At 38.9% G+C, this 15,747-nt stretch carries 15 protein-coding genes; 3 read left to right on the top strand and 12 right to left on the bottom strand.

The window, feature by feature from the left end:
* Positions 1-6: 6 nt before the first annotated feature.
* From JYB62_RS08745 to JYB62_RS08720, 6 genes are all read right to left on the bottom strand, one after another.
* Positions 7-822, bottom strand: coding sequence for a sugar phosphate isomerase/epimerase family protein (locus JYB62_RS08745; RefSeq protein WP_205645016.1), 816 nt, complete (start codon positions 820-822; stop codon positions 7-9).
* Positions 815-1,846 (bottom strand): zinc-binding alcohol dehydrogenase family protein, encoded by a 1,032-nt coding sequence (locus JYB62_RS08740; protein ID WP_205645015.1) that lies wholly within the window; start codon positions 1,844-1,846, stop codon positions 815-817. The genes JYB62_RS08745 and JYB62_RS08740 overlap by 8 nt, the downstream gene beginning before the upstream one ends.
* A gap of 12 nt (positions 1,847-1,858) precedes the next feature.
* Positions 1,859-2,791, bottom strand: coding sequence for an aldo/keto reductase (locus JYB62_RS08735; protein WP_205645014.1), 933 nt, complete (start codon positions 2,789-2,791; stop codon positions 1,859-1,861).
* A 48-nt stretch (positions 2,792-2,839) separates the two neighbouring features.
* Positions 2,840-4,429 (bottom strand): sulfatase, encoded by a 1,590-nt coding sequence (locus JYB62_RS08730; protein WP_205645013.1) that lies wholly within the window; start codon positions 4,427-4,429, stop codon positions 2,840-2,842.
* Between the two features lie 104 nt (positions 4,430-4,533).
* A complete protein-coding gene (locus JYB62_RS08725) occupies positions 4,534-5,268 on the bottom strand; it encodes a peptidylprolyl isomerase (RefSeq protein ID WP_205645012.1) in 735 nt (244 codons plus the stop codon).
* A 54-nt stretch (positions 5,269-5,322) separates the two neighbouring features.
* Positions 5,323-7,560, bottom strand: coding sequence for an FdhF/YdeP family oxidoreductase (locus JYB62_RS08720; RefSeq protein WP_205645011.1), 2,238 nt, complete (start codon positions 7,558-7,560; stop codon positions 5,323-5,325).
* 247 nt (positions 7,561-7,807) lie between these two features.
* Here JYB62_RS08720 and JYB62_RS08715 point away from each other — a divergent pair, with 247 nt between their 5' ends.
* Positions 7,808-8,344: a pyridoxamine 5'-phosphate oxidase family protein gene (locus JYB62_RS08715; protein WP_205645010.1), complete on the top strand. Its 537-nt coding sequence runs from the start codon at positions 7,808-7,810 to the stop codon at positions 8,342-8,344.
* A gap of 97 nt (positions 8,345-8,441) precedes the next feature.
* Here JYB62_RS08715 and JYB62_RS08710 read toward each other — a convergent pair whose 3' ends face one another.
* The 6 genes from JYB62_RS08710 to JYB62_RS08685 form a co-directional block, all read right to left on the bottom strand.
* Positions 8,442-8,777, bottom strand: coding sequence for a HopJ type III effector protein (locus JYB62_RS08710; protein WP_205645009.1), 336 nt, complete (start codon positions 8,775-8,777; stop codon positions 8,442-8,444).
* 32 nt (positions 8,778-8,809) lie between these two features.
* On the bottom strand, positions 8,810-9,616 hold the full coding sequence (locus JYB62_RS08705) for a metallophosphoesterase family protein (RefSeq protein WP_205645008.1): 807 nt from the start codon (positions 9,614-9,616) through the stop codon (positions 8,810-8,812).
* Between the two features lie 116 nt (positions 9,617-9,732).
* Positions 9,733-11,058: an ADP-ribosylglycohydrolase family protein gene (locus JYB62_RS08700; RefSeq protein ID WP_205645007.1), complete on the bottom strand. Its 1,326-nt coding sequence runs from the start codon at positions 11,056-11,058 to the stop codon at positions 9,733-9,735.
* Between the two features lie 40 nt (positions 11,059-11,098).
* Complete coding sequence (locus tag JYB62_RS08695) at positions 11,099-12,055, bottom strand: NAD(P)-dependent alcohol dehydrogenase (RefSeq protein WP_205645006.1); 957 nt, start codon at positions 12,053-12,055, stop codon at positions 11,099-11,101.
* A gap of 146 nt (positions 12,056-12,201) precedes the next feature.
* Entirely contained in the window at positions 12,202-13,029 is an 828-nt protein-coding gene (locus tag JYB62_RS08690; RefSeq protein WP_205645005.1) for a class I SAM-dependent methyltransferase, read from the bottom strand.
* A 9-nt stretch (positions 13,030-13,038) separates the two neighbouring features.
* Positions 13,039-13,551, bottom strand: a complete 513-nt coding sequence (locus JYB62_RS08685) for an OsmC family protein (RefSeq protein WP_205645004.1) — start codon at positions 13,549-13,551, stop codon at positions 13,039-13,041.
* A gap of 340 nt (positions 13,552-13,891) precedes the next feature.
* Here JYB62_RS08685 and JYB62_RS08680 point away from each other — a divergent pair, with 340 nt between their 5' ends.
* Together JYB62_RS08680 and JYB62_RS08675 are read left to right on the top strand one after the other, a co-directional pair.
* Positions 13,892-14,446: a DUF2911 domain-containing protein gene (locus JYB62_RS08680; protein WP_205645003.1), complete on the top strand. Its 555-nt coding sequence runs from the start codon at positions 13,892-13,894 to the stop codon at positions 14,444-14,446.
* A 459-nt stretch (positions 14,447-14,905) separates the two neighbouring features.
* On the top strand, positions 14,906-15,532 hold the full coding sequence (locus tag JYB62_RS08675; protein ID WP_205645002.1) for a hypothetical protein: 627 nt from the start codon (positions 14,906-14,908) through the stop codon (positions 15,530-15,532).
* Positions 15,533-15,747: the final 215 nt, after the last annotated feature.

Here is a 15,747-nt window from a genome sequence, read left to right as displayed (position 1 = left end):
TTTTTGTTAACTGAAAAATTTTCTAAATGACTGAATAGTTTGAATTGCAGCCTCTTCTGGGCTCGGTTCAGGAAATGCTTCTGCTGAAATAAACCCTGAATATTGGATATCCTTGATTGCTTTTGCCACAGAAATCATCTCAGTATGTCCCAACCCAATTGGTTTTCGATTGCTATCAGCAAAGTGAATATGTCCAATATGGTTATTTGCTTCGAGAATACTTTTAGAAATATCCGCTTCCTCGATATTCATATGGAAAAGATCAGCAAGGAGTTTTACGTGTTTCGTTCCTAATTTTTCCAGAAATGCCACACCGTCTTTCATGGTATTCAATAAATTGGTTTCGTAGCGGTTGAGCGGCTCATAAATCAAAAATGTATCCAGCTCATGGGCTTTTTCTCCCAAAATTTCCAATCCCTCTGCTAACCAGGATAAAGTCTGGTCTCGGACATTGCCCGGAAGTACATTCCCTTGCATGGAACCGATGATGGCAGGAGCTCCAAATTTTGCTCCAAAGGAAATCATATCAGATATGAAGGAAATTGCTTTTTTTCGAATCTCAGGATCCGGGTCAGTAAGTGTAAGCCCATGGATGACTTTTCCGGCTCCGGTACCTACCGCCGCTAACTCTAATTGATACTTGGTTAGTAACTCATGTAAGAATTCGATTTCTACAGTAGTAGAGGCAGGGGTAAACAATTCAATGGCATCAAAGCCTAGTTCAGCAGCTTTTGCCATTCCTTTCTCTAGATCCTTCCAAAAAATCCAGGGGCCATAATTGATTTGAGGCACAAGTGCTATAGTTGCGCAAGATTTAATCATGGTATTCTCGGTCAAAGTCAATCATAATTTTAGTGATGCCAACGGGATTTGCATCCCAGTCTATCATGGTTTGAGGGGCTTCATCGATGGTGACCACTTTGCTGATGACATCATCAACTGGAAACTTTCCCTCTTCCAGGTATTTAATGACAGTAGGGAAGTCACCCAAACAATTTCTGGAACCAAGGATTTCTATTTCTTTTTGAACAAATAAAGAGGTATTAAAATCCACATCCTTTTTTGCATACCCAATGCAGACCACTCTTCCTGTAAAGGCTACTTCTTCTACGGCAGCTCTATAGGTAGAGGGGCTTCCCACAGCTTCAATGATGACATCTGGACCATCATTATTTGAATACTTTTGAAGGGCTTCGTGTAGGTCTTCTTTACTTGGATTAATGGTGTGAGCGACTCCAATTTTCTTAGCGATCTTTAATTTATTGTCATCTAGATCTACTGCTATCACCTGAGCCCCTCTCTCCACAGCCGAAGCAATCGCTCCCATTCCAACAATGCCACAACCTAGCACAGCAACAATATCCTCTTCAGAAACTCTTCCTCTTTCTGCTGCATGGAACCCTACGGTTAGAGGTTCAGCCAAAGCAAGTTCCCGAAGGGATAATTTTTCTGAGGGGAAAGTGTCTTGATAAGGTACGGAAATGTATCTGGTCATCGCGCCCGGACGTCTAACTCCCATGGTTTTATTGGTCTTACATGAGTTGGGCCTACCTTTTCTACATGCCTTGCAAGTTCCACAGTTTTGATAAGGATAGATCGTGACATTGGTACCTAATTTAATTTCAGGAGGGACTCCCGGCCCTATTTCTTCTATCGTGCCACCAACCTCATGCCCTAAAATATTTGGGTATTCTTGCAAGGGAAATAGCCCCCTGAAACTGTTCAAGTCTCCGCCGCAAAATCCAACCATTCCTACTCTTACTAAAACCTCTCCTTCTCCCACATTTGGTTTTTTTACTTCTTGAACTTCTGTTTTCCCAACTTCTGTAATGACTAATGCTTTCATGGTAATAGGTATTTATAGGTTGTTTTCTGGGTTTCCTTCAAACCACATTTTGTTTTTTACCGGTGCCAAAAGCTGTGTGATTTCCTCAAGCAATTGACTTGGGATTTTAAAATCTACGGCAGCTACATTTTGTTGGATAAGGGATAGGCGATTCATTCCTACTATGGTAGTCGCAATATCAGGATGATCCATTGCATACCTCAGGGCTACATCACTCAAGCGAACCCCATAGTTTGCACATAATTCCAATAAAATAGGTTGCATTGCTTTTACCTCCTCAGGGGATCTATGCCATTCAGGAAGTGGCGCATCAGAAAGTATTCGTTGCATCAAAGGAGCTGCATTCATTAAGCCAAATCCTTTTTCTTTTGAAAGGGGGACCAACTCATCGTTTATTTCATCTTCCAAGAGATTGTAATGTGCCCAAGATAAAACTGTGTCCACTTTTACTTCCCTGGCGATTTGGGCCAAGTACCGCACAGGTAGCCCGGTGATTCCAATGTACCTGGCTTTTCCGCTCGCTTTGATTTCTTCAATGGCAGGCATGGCTTCTTCTAAAATTTGCCGCTTATCGACAAACTCTATGTCATGTAGTTGCAACAGGTCTACATAATCTGTTTTTAATCTAGTTAGGGATTCATCAATACTTTTTAAAATCCTGGTTTTTGAAAAGTCAAAATCCTGAAGCCCATATCTACCACATTTAGTGGCTAGATAAATTACATTCCTTTTGCCTTGTAAGGCTTTTCCCAACCTCTTTTCTGCTAAAGTGAGCCCATAAAAAGGAGATACGTCAAAGAAATTAACTCCATGATCTATGGCGTAATGAACGGTTTCCACTCCATCTTTTTCGGTACATTCATCAAAAACATTTCCTAGGGGAGATGCTCCAAAACCTAGAATAGAAACCTCCATATCGGTATTTCCAAGTTTACGGTACTTCATGTTATTTTGGGTTGATTGAAAAAGTGTGATTGATATAATTTGTTTTTTTTAGTCAATGGTTTTACTGCCCCACCAATCTTTATTAGGCTGAAAATCTTTGGAAAGCATGGCTTTTCGCTGATCTTCCAATCGTTGAATTAAGGTTGTCCTATAACGTTCTGTTACCATGGCAGCTGAATCTGGATTGTAAAGTGGGTCGGATTTGGCAAAATTGGCATTTCTCTCATGGAGCCAATCTAATAATTGTTGAGATAATGTCTCGGCGATCTCAGGATTTTCGGCTAATACATTCTGTTCCTCGCTTAGGTCATTTTTAAGATGATACAATTCTTCATGACCATCCTCCCAATAATGGATTAATTTCCAATCTCCTTTTCTGATGGTAGAATTAGGTTCTCCACCTTGGTTCCCATAATGTGGGTAATGCCAATATAGAGAACGCTCCTCCATGGTTTCCCCTTCAAGAAGAGGTCGAAGACTAGTGCCATCCAGCCCTTCCGGCATTTGACTGACACCTGCATAATCCAACAGTGTAGGTAAGAAATCCACTCCGGTGACAGGGGTGTCATTTTCCGAGCCATTGTTTTGAAGCCAAGGAACGTACACCAGGTAAGGAATACGAATACCACCTTCCCATTGGTACCCTTTTCCTCCTCGCAAAGGATCTAAATTGGTAGAGTAATTATCTCCGGAAACAACTCCTCCATTGTCTGAAGTAAATACGATGATAGTGTTTTCAGCCAATCCCAATTCTTCTAATTTGGCGACTACAGATCCAACGGCTTCATCCATTTGCTCTATCAGCCCTGCATACACTGGGTTGTCCTGGTATTTTCTTGCAGGAAGGACTCTTTCCATTTCAAAACCTATAGAATCAATCCCCATGGCTACTGCTTTGCCCCGATATCTTGCCCACTTTTCCTCAGAGGTTTGGATAGGAGCATGCACTGCATAAAAAGAGAGGTAAGCCAGAAATTTATCTTTCTGATGTTGTTCTAGATACAAGTTGGTTTCTTTGGCCAGTTTCAAAGAAAGACTCATTCCTTTTTCTTCCGGAGCATCCTCCATAAATGGATTGTCGAAGGGAGAAAAATAACCTCCGGAGTAAGGGCCTCCCACATGATAACCTCCTTTATTGATGTCAAATCCATGATCGGTAGGTAAGGACTTCTCCTCTGCAGATCCCAAGTGCCACTTTCCGGCAAAAAACGTATGGTATCCAGCTTCTTTTAATGCTTCAGGAAGCGTGGTCATTTCTTTTGAAAGCTGGTGTTCATAATCCGCGGGAAGTAATTTTGAATAACGGTTATAGCTTCTCCATTCCTCTCCTGCCGGAGCTCCAATCCAATCGGTGATTCCATGCACAGCGGTGAATTTTCCAGTCATTAAACTTGCCCTGGAGGGACTACAAACTGCACTATTGGCGTATCCATTGGTGAACACCATTCCCTTGGAGGCGAGCCTGTCGAGATGAGGAGTCTCATAAAATTCACTACCCATAAACCCCACATCATTGTACCCTAAATCATCTACCAGAATAAAGAGAAAGTTAGGTTCTGAAGGTGCTTTGGGTTCTTTGGAACAAGAGAAAAGCAGAAAACTAAAAAGAATCAATATGGTGGGTTTTAATATTTTCATATTAGGAAATTATTTGGCTAAAATTAAGCTTAAATAGGGCTGAAAGAAAAATTATTTTCCTACAGTTAAATTTTTGAAGGAAAAATAAGTTCTGAATTTTTTTTTTATTTAAGCCGTTTTGGCTGGTTAAGAAGGTACATTTTCATGCGGATGGCTGTAGTAGGTTGATCCTTTTCATCGGTGGTAGTGGAGGCAATTTTATCCAGCACATCAAAGCCATTTTCCAACTCTCCATATACTGTATAGGCACCATCTAAATGGGGTGTACCGCCAATAGAAGTGTATAATTCTTTTTGGAAGTCATTTAAAGTCAGTTCCCTCTCTTCTGCATGCTCTTCTAATTGGGGCAGGGTATAGGGTTTCCTTTGAACGATATAAAATTGGGTGCTACTACTGGCTTTTTCAGGGTTATTTGTTCTAGCAGCTGCCAATGCACCTCTTCTATGATAAATGTGTTGGTCTGTTCGAAACTCAGCAGGAATTAATTCTTTGGAATAGGGGTGGGGAGTTCCGTCGGCAGTGGGATTTGGTCTTCCTCCCTGGATCATAAAATCGTTGATGACCCGATGAAATTCTAAACTATCATAATACCCCTCATTCACTTTTTGAATAAAGTTGTCTCTATGGATTGGCGTTTCATTGTACAGTTTGACCATCATGTCTCCCTCTGAGGTCGCGATAAGAACATGGTATAAGTTGTCTTTTTTTGGAATGAGCGATTGAAAGTCCTTGATTTTTGATTTTTCCTCAGAACTTAGCTTTACTGTATTTCTGCTGGATTGGCAAGCTGAGATCGAAAAAAGAAAAAGCGCCAGAAAAGCAACAAGAGGGGATTTCATAGAGGTGATTGATGTTAAAGTGATCAATAAATATGATAATTAATTTGCGAAAGCTTAAGTCTGACTGATTTTTACTTTGACTGATTTACTTGCTGGAGTATTACTTTTTCGGGCTTTGAGTTGAAGAGGAACTAATTCATTGCATTCCGGAAAATAGGTGGCGATACATCTTCTGGGGATGTCATAAGGAATAATGGTTAATCCCTCTACTTTCCGGGTCTTCTCCTCGTAGGAATTATACAAAGTGACAGGTTTCTGAACCTCTAATCCCAAAGCAGCAATGTCTGATTTATTCATGAGAACTACCGTCCGGATGCCATAAATTCCACGATACCGATCGTCCATCCCGTAAATTGTAGTGTTAAATTGATCATGGCTGCGAATGGTCATCATCATCATTTCATCTTCCTCTAAATAGTAATCAGGCAATGAATTAACAGTAAACCGGGCCTTTCCAATGTCATTGGTGAATTGCCCTTTTCTAGGGCCATTAGGAAGTTCGAAAACGGCATTGTTTTTCAATTTCTCATTAAAGGATTCGAATCCTTTCACCGACTTACTGATTAATTCACGGATTTGATCATAGTCCTGAATCAAAGAGTCCCAATTGACTATTTTATTTCCTACTGTTCGGGAAGCGATTTGTGAAATAATACGGGGTTCACTAAGCAAATGCTCAGACCTAGGTTTTTGATTTCCCTGAGTACTGTGAACCATTCCCATGGAGTTTTCAACCGTCAATTTTTGGATTCCTGATTGCTCCTGAATAATATCTGTTCTACCCAAACAGGGAAGAATGAAGCCTATATCTCCAGGATAAAGGTGTGAACGGTTCAATTTGGTGGAAACATGAATCGTCATGCCACAATTTTCAAGAGCCGCTTTGGTATAAGTAGTATCCGGGGCGGCAGAAAGTAAATTTCCTCCCATGGCCATGAACACTTTTCCGGGCTCCTGGTACATTAATTGAATAGCAGCTACCACATCCACTCCATGTGCTCTAGGTGGCTCAAAATTAAAAGTAGAGGCTAAGCTGTCTAAAAATTCTTTACTGGGGCGCTCCCAAATTCCCATGGTGCGATCCCCTTGTACATTGCTATGACCCCGGACTGGGCAAGTGCCTGCTCCAGGTTTCCCAATACTACCTTTCAACAATAATAAATTCACCACTTCCTGGATATTATCGACGGCATTGACATGTTGTGTAAGCCCCATGGCCCAGCAGGCAATGATTTTATGGCGTTCGGTCAAGAGCTGAACAAAATGCTCAATTTGATCCATTGGAAGACCTGTTCGCTCGATCAAATGATGGAAATTCAGGTTTTCTAAGTGTGATTTAAATGCTTGAAACCCATCTGTTTTTTCATTTATAAAATTTGAGTCGATGATACTTGGTTGGTCTTTGGCCAGTTCTAAAAGTTTTAAAGAAATGGCTTGAAGTAAGGCTACATCTTCATTGATTCTAACTTGTAGGTATAGGTCAGCAATAGAACTTCCAATACCAAGCATCCCTGAAACAGATTGTGGATCTTCAAAGCTTATAAGTCCTGCTTCTTTAAGTGGATTGATAACCACTATTTTCGCTCCATGACTTTTCGCTTTTTTTAGAGCTGAAAGCATTCTTGGATGGTTCGTTCCAGGGTTTTGTCCGAAAATCAAAATCAGTTCCGACTGGTAAAAGTCCTCCAGTTTTACCGAGCCCTTTCCTATCCCCAAGGTATGACTTAAGGCTACCCCGCTGGATTCATGGCACATATTGGAACAGTCAGGCATATTGTTCGTTCCAAAAATTCGTACGAAAAGTTGGTAAAGAAATGCTGCTTCGTTGCTGGTTCTACCCGAAGTATAAAAAATTCCATCATTGGGTGATGCTAGGCTGGAAAGTTTAGCGGCAATGGTATCAAATAGCTTTTCCCAAGAAACTGGTGAATAATGTGAATCACCCTTTATTATCATCATGGGCTGTGTCAACCTACCTTGATGTCCCAACCAATAATCCGTCTGATCTCGCATCATTTCAATGGAATGACTCGCAAAAAATGCTGCATCTGCATTTTGATCCATCGCTTCCTCTGCGATGGCTTTCACTCCATTTTCACAGTATTCACCTAGTTTTGATCGATGGTCCGGGTCTGGCCAGGCACATCCCGGGCAATCTATTCCTCCTTTTTGATTCAAATCGCCAAGGATTTTAAATGTCTTGCCAAGCTTCATTGCTTCTAAAGCTTTACTCATGGCATGGTATACTGCTTTTGGGCCTGCAGCGGAATTTGCCGGTTTTCCTGTTTTCATACAACTCGTAAACTGTTGTTTAAAAATACGATAAATCAGGGAATGATCCTGTTGGAAGTTTTTACCTCACATTGGGTAATTATTGATAAAATATTAAGATAGTATTGTTGATGATTTGACGGATTTATTAAAAATTAATACTACTTAAACAGTTGTTTATCAGCTTTTTATGATAAAAATTATAGAATTTATCATTGTTTGGAGGAAGGTTTGCATCTAGTTAGATGAATTAGATGTAACAATTAATATGGAAACTTCAACAAAAGAAACAAAACAGAGAAATGTAGAAAATCTTAGTGGAAAGGCCGCGGTGAGTAAAATCCGAGAGATGGTAGATTCTTCTGGCTTATGTTTTTTTCAGACTGAAGTATCATTTGACGAAAACCAATCCGCAAGACCGATGAGTGTTCAAAAATCGGATGAGGATGGAACGCTTTGGTTTCTAAGTTCTATAGATAGTGCTAAAAATGTCGAAATAAGCAATAATCCAAAAGCAAGACTCTTCTTTCAAAAACCCAGTTCCATGGAATTTTTGGAACTCAGGGGTAAGGCAAAAATTTCTCAGGATAAAAAAATGATTCATGAACTTTGGGATGGAATCGCTAAAAATTGGTTTCCCAAAGGCAAAGATGATCCAAGAATTTCAATCATTCAATTTTCTCCAGAAGCAGGCCATTATTGGGACACCAAGCATGGTGCGGGTTTGGCAGGAGCCAAAATGCTTTTTGGCTTAGTGACAGGTAAACCCATGAAGGTAGGAGTAGAAGGGGAATTGGATGTGTAAAAATCTTCAGGGAAAGCAGAGTCCCAGAAGTGCGGAATGCGCATAAGTTAACAGGTTTTTGAATTGTGAAAGGATCCGAAAGTTTTCGGATCTTTTTTTATAAGGGAGTTAATGCCTCTCCATCAAAAGAAATACCTTCCCAACCTGTTTTAATGAAGTTCCTGATATTTTGATGATCAGTCCCCTCCGGATTATTTAATACATCTTTTCGATAATAATCGCCAAATAATTGAAGGGTTTGTGAGGGATCTAATCCCATCAATTTTGCAAAAGAAAAGATTTTGCATGACCCATTGTTTTGGTTGGATTCATTGACTAAAGATCCATTTCTGAATCGGGTAGGAGTGAACTGATAATGTTCGTCTATGTATTGGATTACTTCCTGAAAATTGATGTTCCGAGGTTCTTGTTGAATTTTTTCTAGTAAAGTCATTCAATAAATAAATTGGGGTTTTTAATAGGGGATCAAAGTGAATGACCATTTAGGATCGTACCGTCTTTCACAGTTTTTAGGTAGGTGATTGTTTTTCCATCTTCCAAAATTTCAACTACACGATAGGTATGAAAAGGGTTGCCCCAGCTTCCGCCAAAATGGCCATCCCATAGGTAAGGTTTACCCCGATTGATCATGATTCCATCCACATCATGATCATGCCCATGAAATACGGCTTTGACATTTGAGTAGTTGCTAATCGTTTCAAGCAACTCATCACATTTTACTCCATGTCTTGTCCAGTCATTTTGTGATATATGGATGAAAACAAAGACATGAGAAAGCGTAGTATACTCCTCTAATTTTGATTTCAGATAAGTTACATCTCCGCAAAGGTATTCTCCTTCTTCGTTGGAGCAATTAAGTAAAATGATCCCAGATCCATCCTTGGCATGAAATGCATGATTTTCTGGATTCCCCCAAATCCGTAGCCACTCTTGATTTGACACACGATCATGATTGCCTCGAGTCACAAAATAGGGGGATTTCAATGCGTCATAATAAAGTTTGACCTGGGGCATCAAGGTAGGATTATCATGGATCAAATCCCCATTGAACACCACAAAATCCACTTGTTCCTCTTTGTTAATAGATTCCATTAATTCAGAATGGGTTCGGGTATAATCCGTATTAGGTTGCCCGAAATGCCCATCAGAAGCTACAACAAACCGTAATTTCTTCGGCTCATTCTGAATGGTTTTACTTAAGATATCCAATGGAATGGAAAAAACTGCGGTAGAGAATAATGTGAGTTTCTGAAGAAATGGGCGTCTTTGCATAATGGGTTTGTCTTTGGATTCCTTAATTTCTTAAAAGAAATTGAATTTGAGGGGGAGTTAATGGTTTAATACAAGATAGATGGACAAAATAGGGGTGATTTAGATGTTAGTAAAAGCTACTTTAAAGGAATAATCCAGGTGTTCTCGTTCGTGTCAACTTCTCCATTCATTTCATTTAAAATAACTCTTTCAGTAATTGAAACGCCAGTTTTGGCCATGTTTTCAAAAGTATCAATTCCCTCGTTTGGAAAATTGATTCGAGTGCGATGGATATTGAATTGATTGGAAAAGGTCTTTCCAAATGCTTTATCAATTCCTTCTTTTCCAAGCATAAAACCAAGCATACCTCCCCAGGTGGCGGTAGGGTTATCGGAATCCCAACCTGCCAAAGCCCCAATTTTAATAGTCTCAATCATATTGCCTTCTCCATAGAATAGGCTTACCAAGCTCGATGCAAAATTTATCCCTGCAGCAAAACAACCATTGCAATATAGATTTCTGGAAGTAATGTCATATCCATCCGATTGATCAACTTGGTATCTGTAGTAGACGGAATCTCTCGCTTGCTCCCAAGGAATTCCCGACTCGTATTTTGATTTCACAAAGTCATACATCTTAGAGGGGTATGATGATCTAGGAAGTACTTGCTTTGCTTCTTCTGCCATCCAAAACACTCGCTCTTTCATGCTCATAGAAGGATCTTCAAGAGAAGCGAGGGAATACATGGTTACATAAAAATTAGATATCCAAGCAGCCTCATTTCTGGCAGTAGTATGTATGGGTAAGTCTGCCATTTTTCTGGCAATATCCGGTCGCCCGGGTGCAAATAACCCGAAGATTTCAGTGGTCAATTGAGCGTCAATCATATCAAAATGCTCATTTAATCCCGGATCACTAGTTTGTGGAGGAGTAATACCCTCTTTCATCAAATCGAAGGCCTTTTGATTGGATACCCACAAGTAATTTTCTTCTTCTGATTTGATATGATTCAACCAACCCGCTCTTATTTGTTCTCCAGTTAGGAAAGAGGTCTGATGTTGATCTAAAAGGTACTGGTATAGATATTCAATGTCTGTATCATCATCGGATCCCCATATTTCGCCTTCTTCTGCAAATACGAAGTCAATGGTTGGAGATAAATCACTTGGGATTCCTTCTGCCCAAATACTAGGTTGATCTGGTTTGCCCCAATCATTTCTAGTGTAAAAATCTCCAGTTTTAATAGCTCCTACATTTCCGATTTTATCCATTTCTGTAACTAAGCCTGTCCAGTTGGCGATGCATTCTCCCAACCAAAACCCATAAAGCTGATCCTGATAGGTAGATTTTGAAATGACAAGTTGATTGGGCTGTTTTTCCTCTTGTTTGTTTTCATTACAAGACAAAAAAATGATCATTGTAGCGATCAGAAATGAATTCAAAAAGCTTTGGCTGAGTTTCATAAAGGTTAAGTTGGGCAAGTTATTTTCAATACGAGGTCTCCTAATAGTTAATGATCACATTTCCAGTTTTCTGGCCAGAAAGCACGTATTTATAAGCAGCTGAAATTTCATCCAAAGAGAAGCTCTGGTCAATGACCGGTTTGAACTTTCCTTTTTCCAACAAATCGATCATATAAGGAATGGTTTTCTTCAAACTAAAGGGGATAGGGAAGATGACTTTTTTATTCTTACTGAATCTGGAAGTTAGAGAGAAAAGCACATTTTGGGAATGCGGCCCCAGTTCTGAAGAAATGTAAATGCCTTTTTCTTTTAGTATGGGTTTACAGGCACCAAAGGTGCTTTTACCTACGGTGTCAAAAACAAAATCAAACTTTTCTGAAGTTTGGGTAAAATCCTCCTTGGTAAAGTCGATAATTTGATCAGCTCCGAGTGATTTGATCAATTCAATATTCTTGGTGTTGCAAGTGGCCGCGATTTTTATGTCAAACATTCTTGCAAACTGCAATAAAGCAGAACCAATTGCTCCAGTGGCACCATTGATCAACATGGATTGACCTGGTTTAATAGCTACATAGTGGATAAAGGAATAGGCGTAGTGTGCTCCTTCCAAGGCGGCAGCTGCTAAAGCAAAATCGATATTTTCAGGAATGGAGTAAACTAATTCTTCTTTGATACATACTTGCTCTGCTTGAGACTCCAATCCCATGTCAAAAAACCCGAATACCCGGTCTCCAGGGTTAAAAGATTTTACCTGGCTTCCTGTTTGTATTACTTCTCCCGCAAAATCAGTCCCTAAAATGATTTTTCTAGGTTTGGAATAGCCGAGCATTAATTTCATGATAAAGGGCTTTCCTGTTAGGTTGGCACAATCTGTCCTATTAACCGTGCTGGCCTTTACCTGAATCAATAATTCATCCTCTTTGGGAATAGGGTTAGGAAAGTTTTCTATTGTAATAGAATCTTGATCTCCATATTGACGTCTTACTGCTACTTTCACTTATATGCCGTTGAAATGAAAAATAATCAGCTTCTTGAAAAGCCATAAAAGGTTCAAAAAACAAATAATATTTGAATTAATCCAAAAATGAGAACAAAATGAAACCTAGTATCAGGAGTCGCCTAATGGACATTGTCTAATTGATTTCAATCAGATAGAGGTTTAATTCCACTGGCTACCACAAATTCTCCTGGGATTTCATACCCTGTAGCTGTTTTGTAAGGTTGAATGGATTCGATATATTCTTTTTGAGCCTCTTCTTTGGTCTGTTCATCAAATCGTGAATAAGCCATGGCGACAGGCCCTCCCATAAATGATGCTTGACAAGCTTCTTCATCGCTGGAATAAGGTAGACGCACTTCAATTTTTTGAATGTTGATATTGGTAAAACCTGCTTTTTCAAAGGGAAATTTGATTACATCCTGTTCTCCCAAATTGAAAAACATCGGGCAAACATCTGAACTGACTCTTGCATCCACGATGGGGAATATTTCTGCCCATCCGCATTTTTTTCTTGATCCCCAAATAGCCACTACTGCCTTTCCTCCAGGCTTTAATACTCTAAACATCTCTTTTAAAGCTTGATCTGGGTCAGGAAAATACATGATCCCCAAGGCGCAGGTAACTAGGTCAAATGAGGAATCTTCGATATCCAGATTTTCGGCATCCATTCTTTTAAAACTAACATGAGGATAGCCCTTGGCTATTGCTCTTTGAGAGCCGATTTTCACCATTTCATCTGAAATGTCAGTCGCGAGAATACATCCTTCTGCACCGGTCAATTGGGCTAAGCGAAACGTAATTAGTCCTGTTCCTGCTGCAATATCCAAAATACCTTCTCCAGGTTTTACCTGAGCGGTTTCCAATAATAAATCATGCGCCGGTTTCAGTTGCTTTTGCCAACTTTCCTCATAGAAGGCAGAGGCTTTGTCCCAGCCATATCTTTGAACTCTTCGTTGTAATTCAGGATTCATGGCATTGGTTCAATTAGGTTCGTATGCTACTTTTCTAATGCAAGGTTGTGCTCTTGAAAACACATCTAGATAAGGACTGTGTTTATCTCCTTGGTCTAGTACCTGTTCAACTTCCTCTTTACTGGCTGGGCTTTTCACTTTTACTAAATATTCAATTACAGTATATCCAGGAGGAGAATCAGAGGTATCAAACAATCCTCCGTCGTCATAGCTTGCAGATATCTGAACTTCAAGGCTATCGATTGGAACATCCATTTTAGAGGCCCACATCATATATCCAATGGCGAGACAACTACCCAAGGCAGCTCTGCCTAAGACTCCTGGTGTGGGACCTGTTTCATTTCCGCCGACTTGACTCGGCATATCTGTATGATATACATAATCACCTTCGCGGATTTCACAGGAAAGGCCTTTAGTAATTCGTGATACTGATATTCCGGTTCCTAACCCTAAAGCGGGTTTAAGGCTTAATGCCTTTTGGGTCCTGATAAATTTATTTTTGATCAACTCCTGCTCTTCCATAATCTTGAGTTTAAAAATTCTAAAAAAATATAAATTCCGGTTATTACTTACTTATAATCAGTAGACTTGATGGTGCCTTAAAGCCAAGAGATTCAACCATGATTGAATTTCCTTGGTAGAATAAATAATGCCTGCTTGAATAGAGAAATACATTCCTTCAAAATCCAAGGGTCAAAACTTAAAAAAAGCGATTCAGATAATTCTTATTGAAGTTATCCATATTTCTCTAAGCTTCCAAAAACCAAGGAGTTAGAGTTTTTAGATAAAAATGGTTTTTCGGTTGGTTTCTATTTTTTGTCTTAATATTGGATACTTTTCTAAACCATTAAAAATAGATTCAATGAAAAAACTCATTCTTTCCATTTTACTCCTTATCGGGGTTGCTTTTGTATCCAAAGCACAGTCATTTAGAGGCCCCGATAAAAGTCCCATGGATGTAGCCTATTTGCCAGATAACTTTGCTCATGACCGAAAGCCTGGGGAAAAGGCCATCGCAAAAGCATATTATAGTAGACCGAATAAGGCCGAACGGGTAGTCTTCGGAGGAATAGTTCCTTTTGGTAAAGTATGGAGACTTGGAGCAAATGAAGCGGTGGAATTTAAAGCATTTCAAGATGTGACTTTGGGGGGCAAATCACTTTCTGCTGGCACCTATTCCATGTTTGCAATTCCAGGAGAGAATGAATGGACCATCATTTTGAATTCAGATTTGGATTATTGGGGAGCATTCAGCTATGATGAAAGTAAAGATGTTATCCGCTTTACCGTTCTAACCACACGCAGTGAACAAGTGATCGAATCTTTCTCAATTCGTTTTGAAGATTTAGGGAATAACAAAGCAGTCATGAGAATGGGTTGGGATCAGACCATGGTGGAAATCCCTATTTCCTACTGATTTACAGGGATTCGTTCATAAACTGGATAAAGACGGGGTAATCTTCGGGACCATTTTCACGAAAAAGTTGGTAAACAGGTATGGTTAGGTGTAAGGAGAAACAGCCTTCTCATCATAATTAACTGGAAAAACAGCAACCACCCTTGGGAGCGCTTTGGCTTGAGCATAGTATCGTCTATTTAAGAAAATGATTATAACAGAAATATAATTTGATATGATAAAAGATGAAATAAAGACAGTATAATTATATTTTATTTATCGATTGTGGAGATTATTTATTTACATAAACAATAAAATAGGTTGTTAATTAATATTTATGTTGTGTAATTAAGATTTATTTATTGAAACTTAAATTAACTTATAAATTCATTTTTTAGTATTTATAATACATTTTTTATCGTTCATAGTGTTTTTATTGTTACATTAATTGGAATATTTAAACTTTTAACCAATAAAAATATGAAGCATTTTAGAATAATGATTTTATTGCTTGCTATTGGATCTTATTCCTGTAGCAATGTGGATTTCGTAAATGATGATGTGAATACTGATTCAGAAGTTCTATTAGCAGATAGTGACTTTTCTCTAAAGTCAACAGACAAACTTACTTCAGGAAATTCTTTTAGACTTCGTAACGGAACTCAAGAAATCAACGATAATCAGATCGACCTAAGTTTGATTAGAGGAGAAAGTGTTAGAATACCAATATTTCCTGGAGAGTCAATACCTGTTGAAGTTCCAATGGGATCTTGGGTGACTATAAATTTTACTATACAGGGTATATTAAATGAAGGTGGATGTCCGGATGGTTTAACAGAAGAGCAGATAAATTCCATCTTAGCTGATTCTGAAGAATTAATTGAGATTTTTGACCTTTCAATAAATTTTAACGGAGAGGAAATAGATGTATTTTCTAATTTAAGATCTGATAGAATTAGGCTTGTAGTCAACAGTGGTGGAGACTGTCAGTATATACTTCCATTTAGGTATTACTTAAATCCTCAAGCAAAAGGAGAATACATACTTTCTACTATGCTTTCAGGAGAGAAGTTCTCTAGAACCATTTCTTGGGTTACCAAGGAATGATAAATTAGATGTTATTATTAGCTAAAGTGTTATGAAAAGGAATTTCACATTACGTAATTAAAGTGAAAATAAGAATTGATACTAATTAAGCGGTGTGGTGACTTAAAAGGTCCTACGCCGCTTTTTTTTATCTAATTTGGAGTATTGACTTAACCTCTAACAGTTTTTAGTATAGCGTTGATCTCCTCCTTTAATTCATTCAAATAGAGTTTTCA

Origin of the sequence: Algoriphagus lutimaris (genome assembly GCF_017051705.1) — a bacterium.
GTDB classification, from domain to species: Bacteria; Bacteroidota; Bacteroidia; order Cytophagales; family Cyclobacteriaceae; genus Algoriphagus; species Algoriphagus lutimaris.
Note: the sequence above shows the minus strand (reverse complement) of the source record. Positions and strands in the feature narration are given on the sequence as shown.

Coding starts and splice junctions, on each gene's coding strand:
- JYB62_RS08715 (WP_205645010.1), top strand. CDS start 7,808: ATGGAAACTTCAACAAAAGAAACAAAACAGAGAAATGTAGAAAATCTT.
- JYB62_RS08720 (WP_205645011.1), bottom strand. CDS start 7,560: ATGAAAACAGGAAAACCGGCAAATTCCGCTGCAGGCCCAAAAGCAGTA.
- JYB62_RS08735 (WP_205645014.1), bottom strand. CDS start 2,791: ATGAAGTACCGTAAACTTGGAAATACCGATATGGAGGTTTCTATTCTA.
- JYB62_RS08740 (WP_205645015.1), bottom strand. CDS start 1,846: ATGAAAGCATTAGTCATTACAGAAGTTGGGAAAACAGAAGTTCAAGAA.
- JYB62_RS08700 (WP_205645007.1), bottom strand. CDS start 11,058: ATGAAACTCAGCCAAAGCTTTTTGAATTCATTTCTGATCGCTACAATG.
- JYB62_RS08685 (WP_205645004.1), bottom strand. CDS start 13,551: ATGGAAGAGCAGGAGTTGATCAAAAATAAATTTATCAGGACCCAAAAG.
- JYB62_RS08710 (WP_205645009.1), bottom strand. CDS start 8,777: ATGACTTTACTAGAAAAAATTCAACAAGAACCTCGGAACATCAATTTT.
- JYB62_RS08680 (WP_205645003.1), top strand. CDS start 13,892: ATGAAAAAACTCATTCTTTCCATTTTACTCCTTATCGGGGTTGCTTTT.
- JYB62_RS08690 (WP_205645005.1), bottom strand. CDS start 13,029: ATGAATCCTGAATTACAACGAAGAGTTCAAAGATATGGCTGGGACAAA.
- JYB62_RS08725 (WP_205645012.1), bottom strand. CDS start 5,268: ATGAAATCCCCTCTTGTTGCTTTTCTGGCGCTTTTTCTTTTTTCGATC.
- JYB62_RS08705 (WP_205645008.1), bottom strand. CDS start 9,616: ATGCAAAGACGCCCATTTCTTCAGAAACTCACATTATTCTCTACCGCA.
- JYB62_RS08675 (WP_205645002.1), top strand. CDS start 14,906: ATGAAGCATTTTAGAATAATGATTTTATTGCTTGCTATTGGATCTTAT.
- JYB62_RS08730 (WP_205645013.1), bottom strand. CDS start 4,429: ATGAAAATATTAAAACCCACCATATTGATTCTTTTTAGTTTTCTGCTT.
- JYB62_RS08745 (WP_205645016.1), bottom strand. CDS start 822: ATGATTAAATCTTGCGCAACTATAGCACTTGTGCCTCAAATCAATTAT.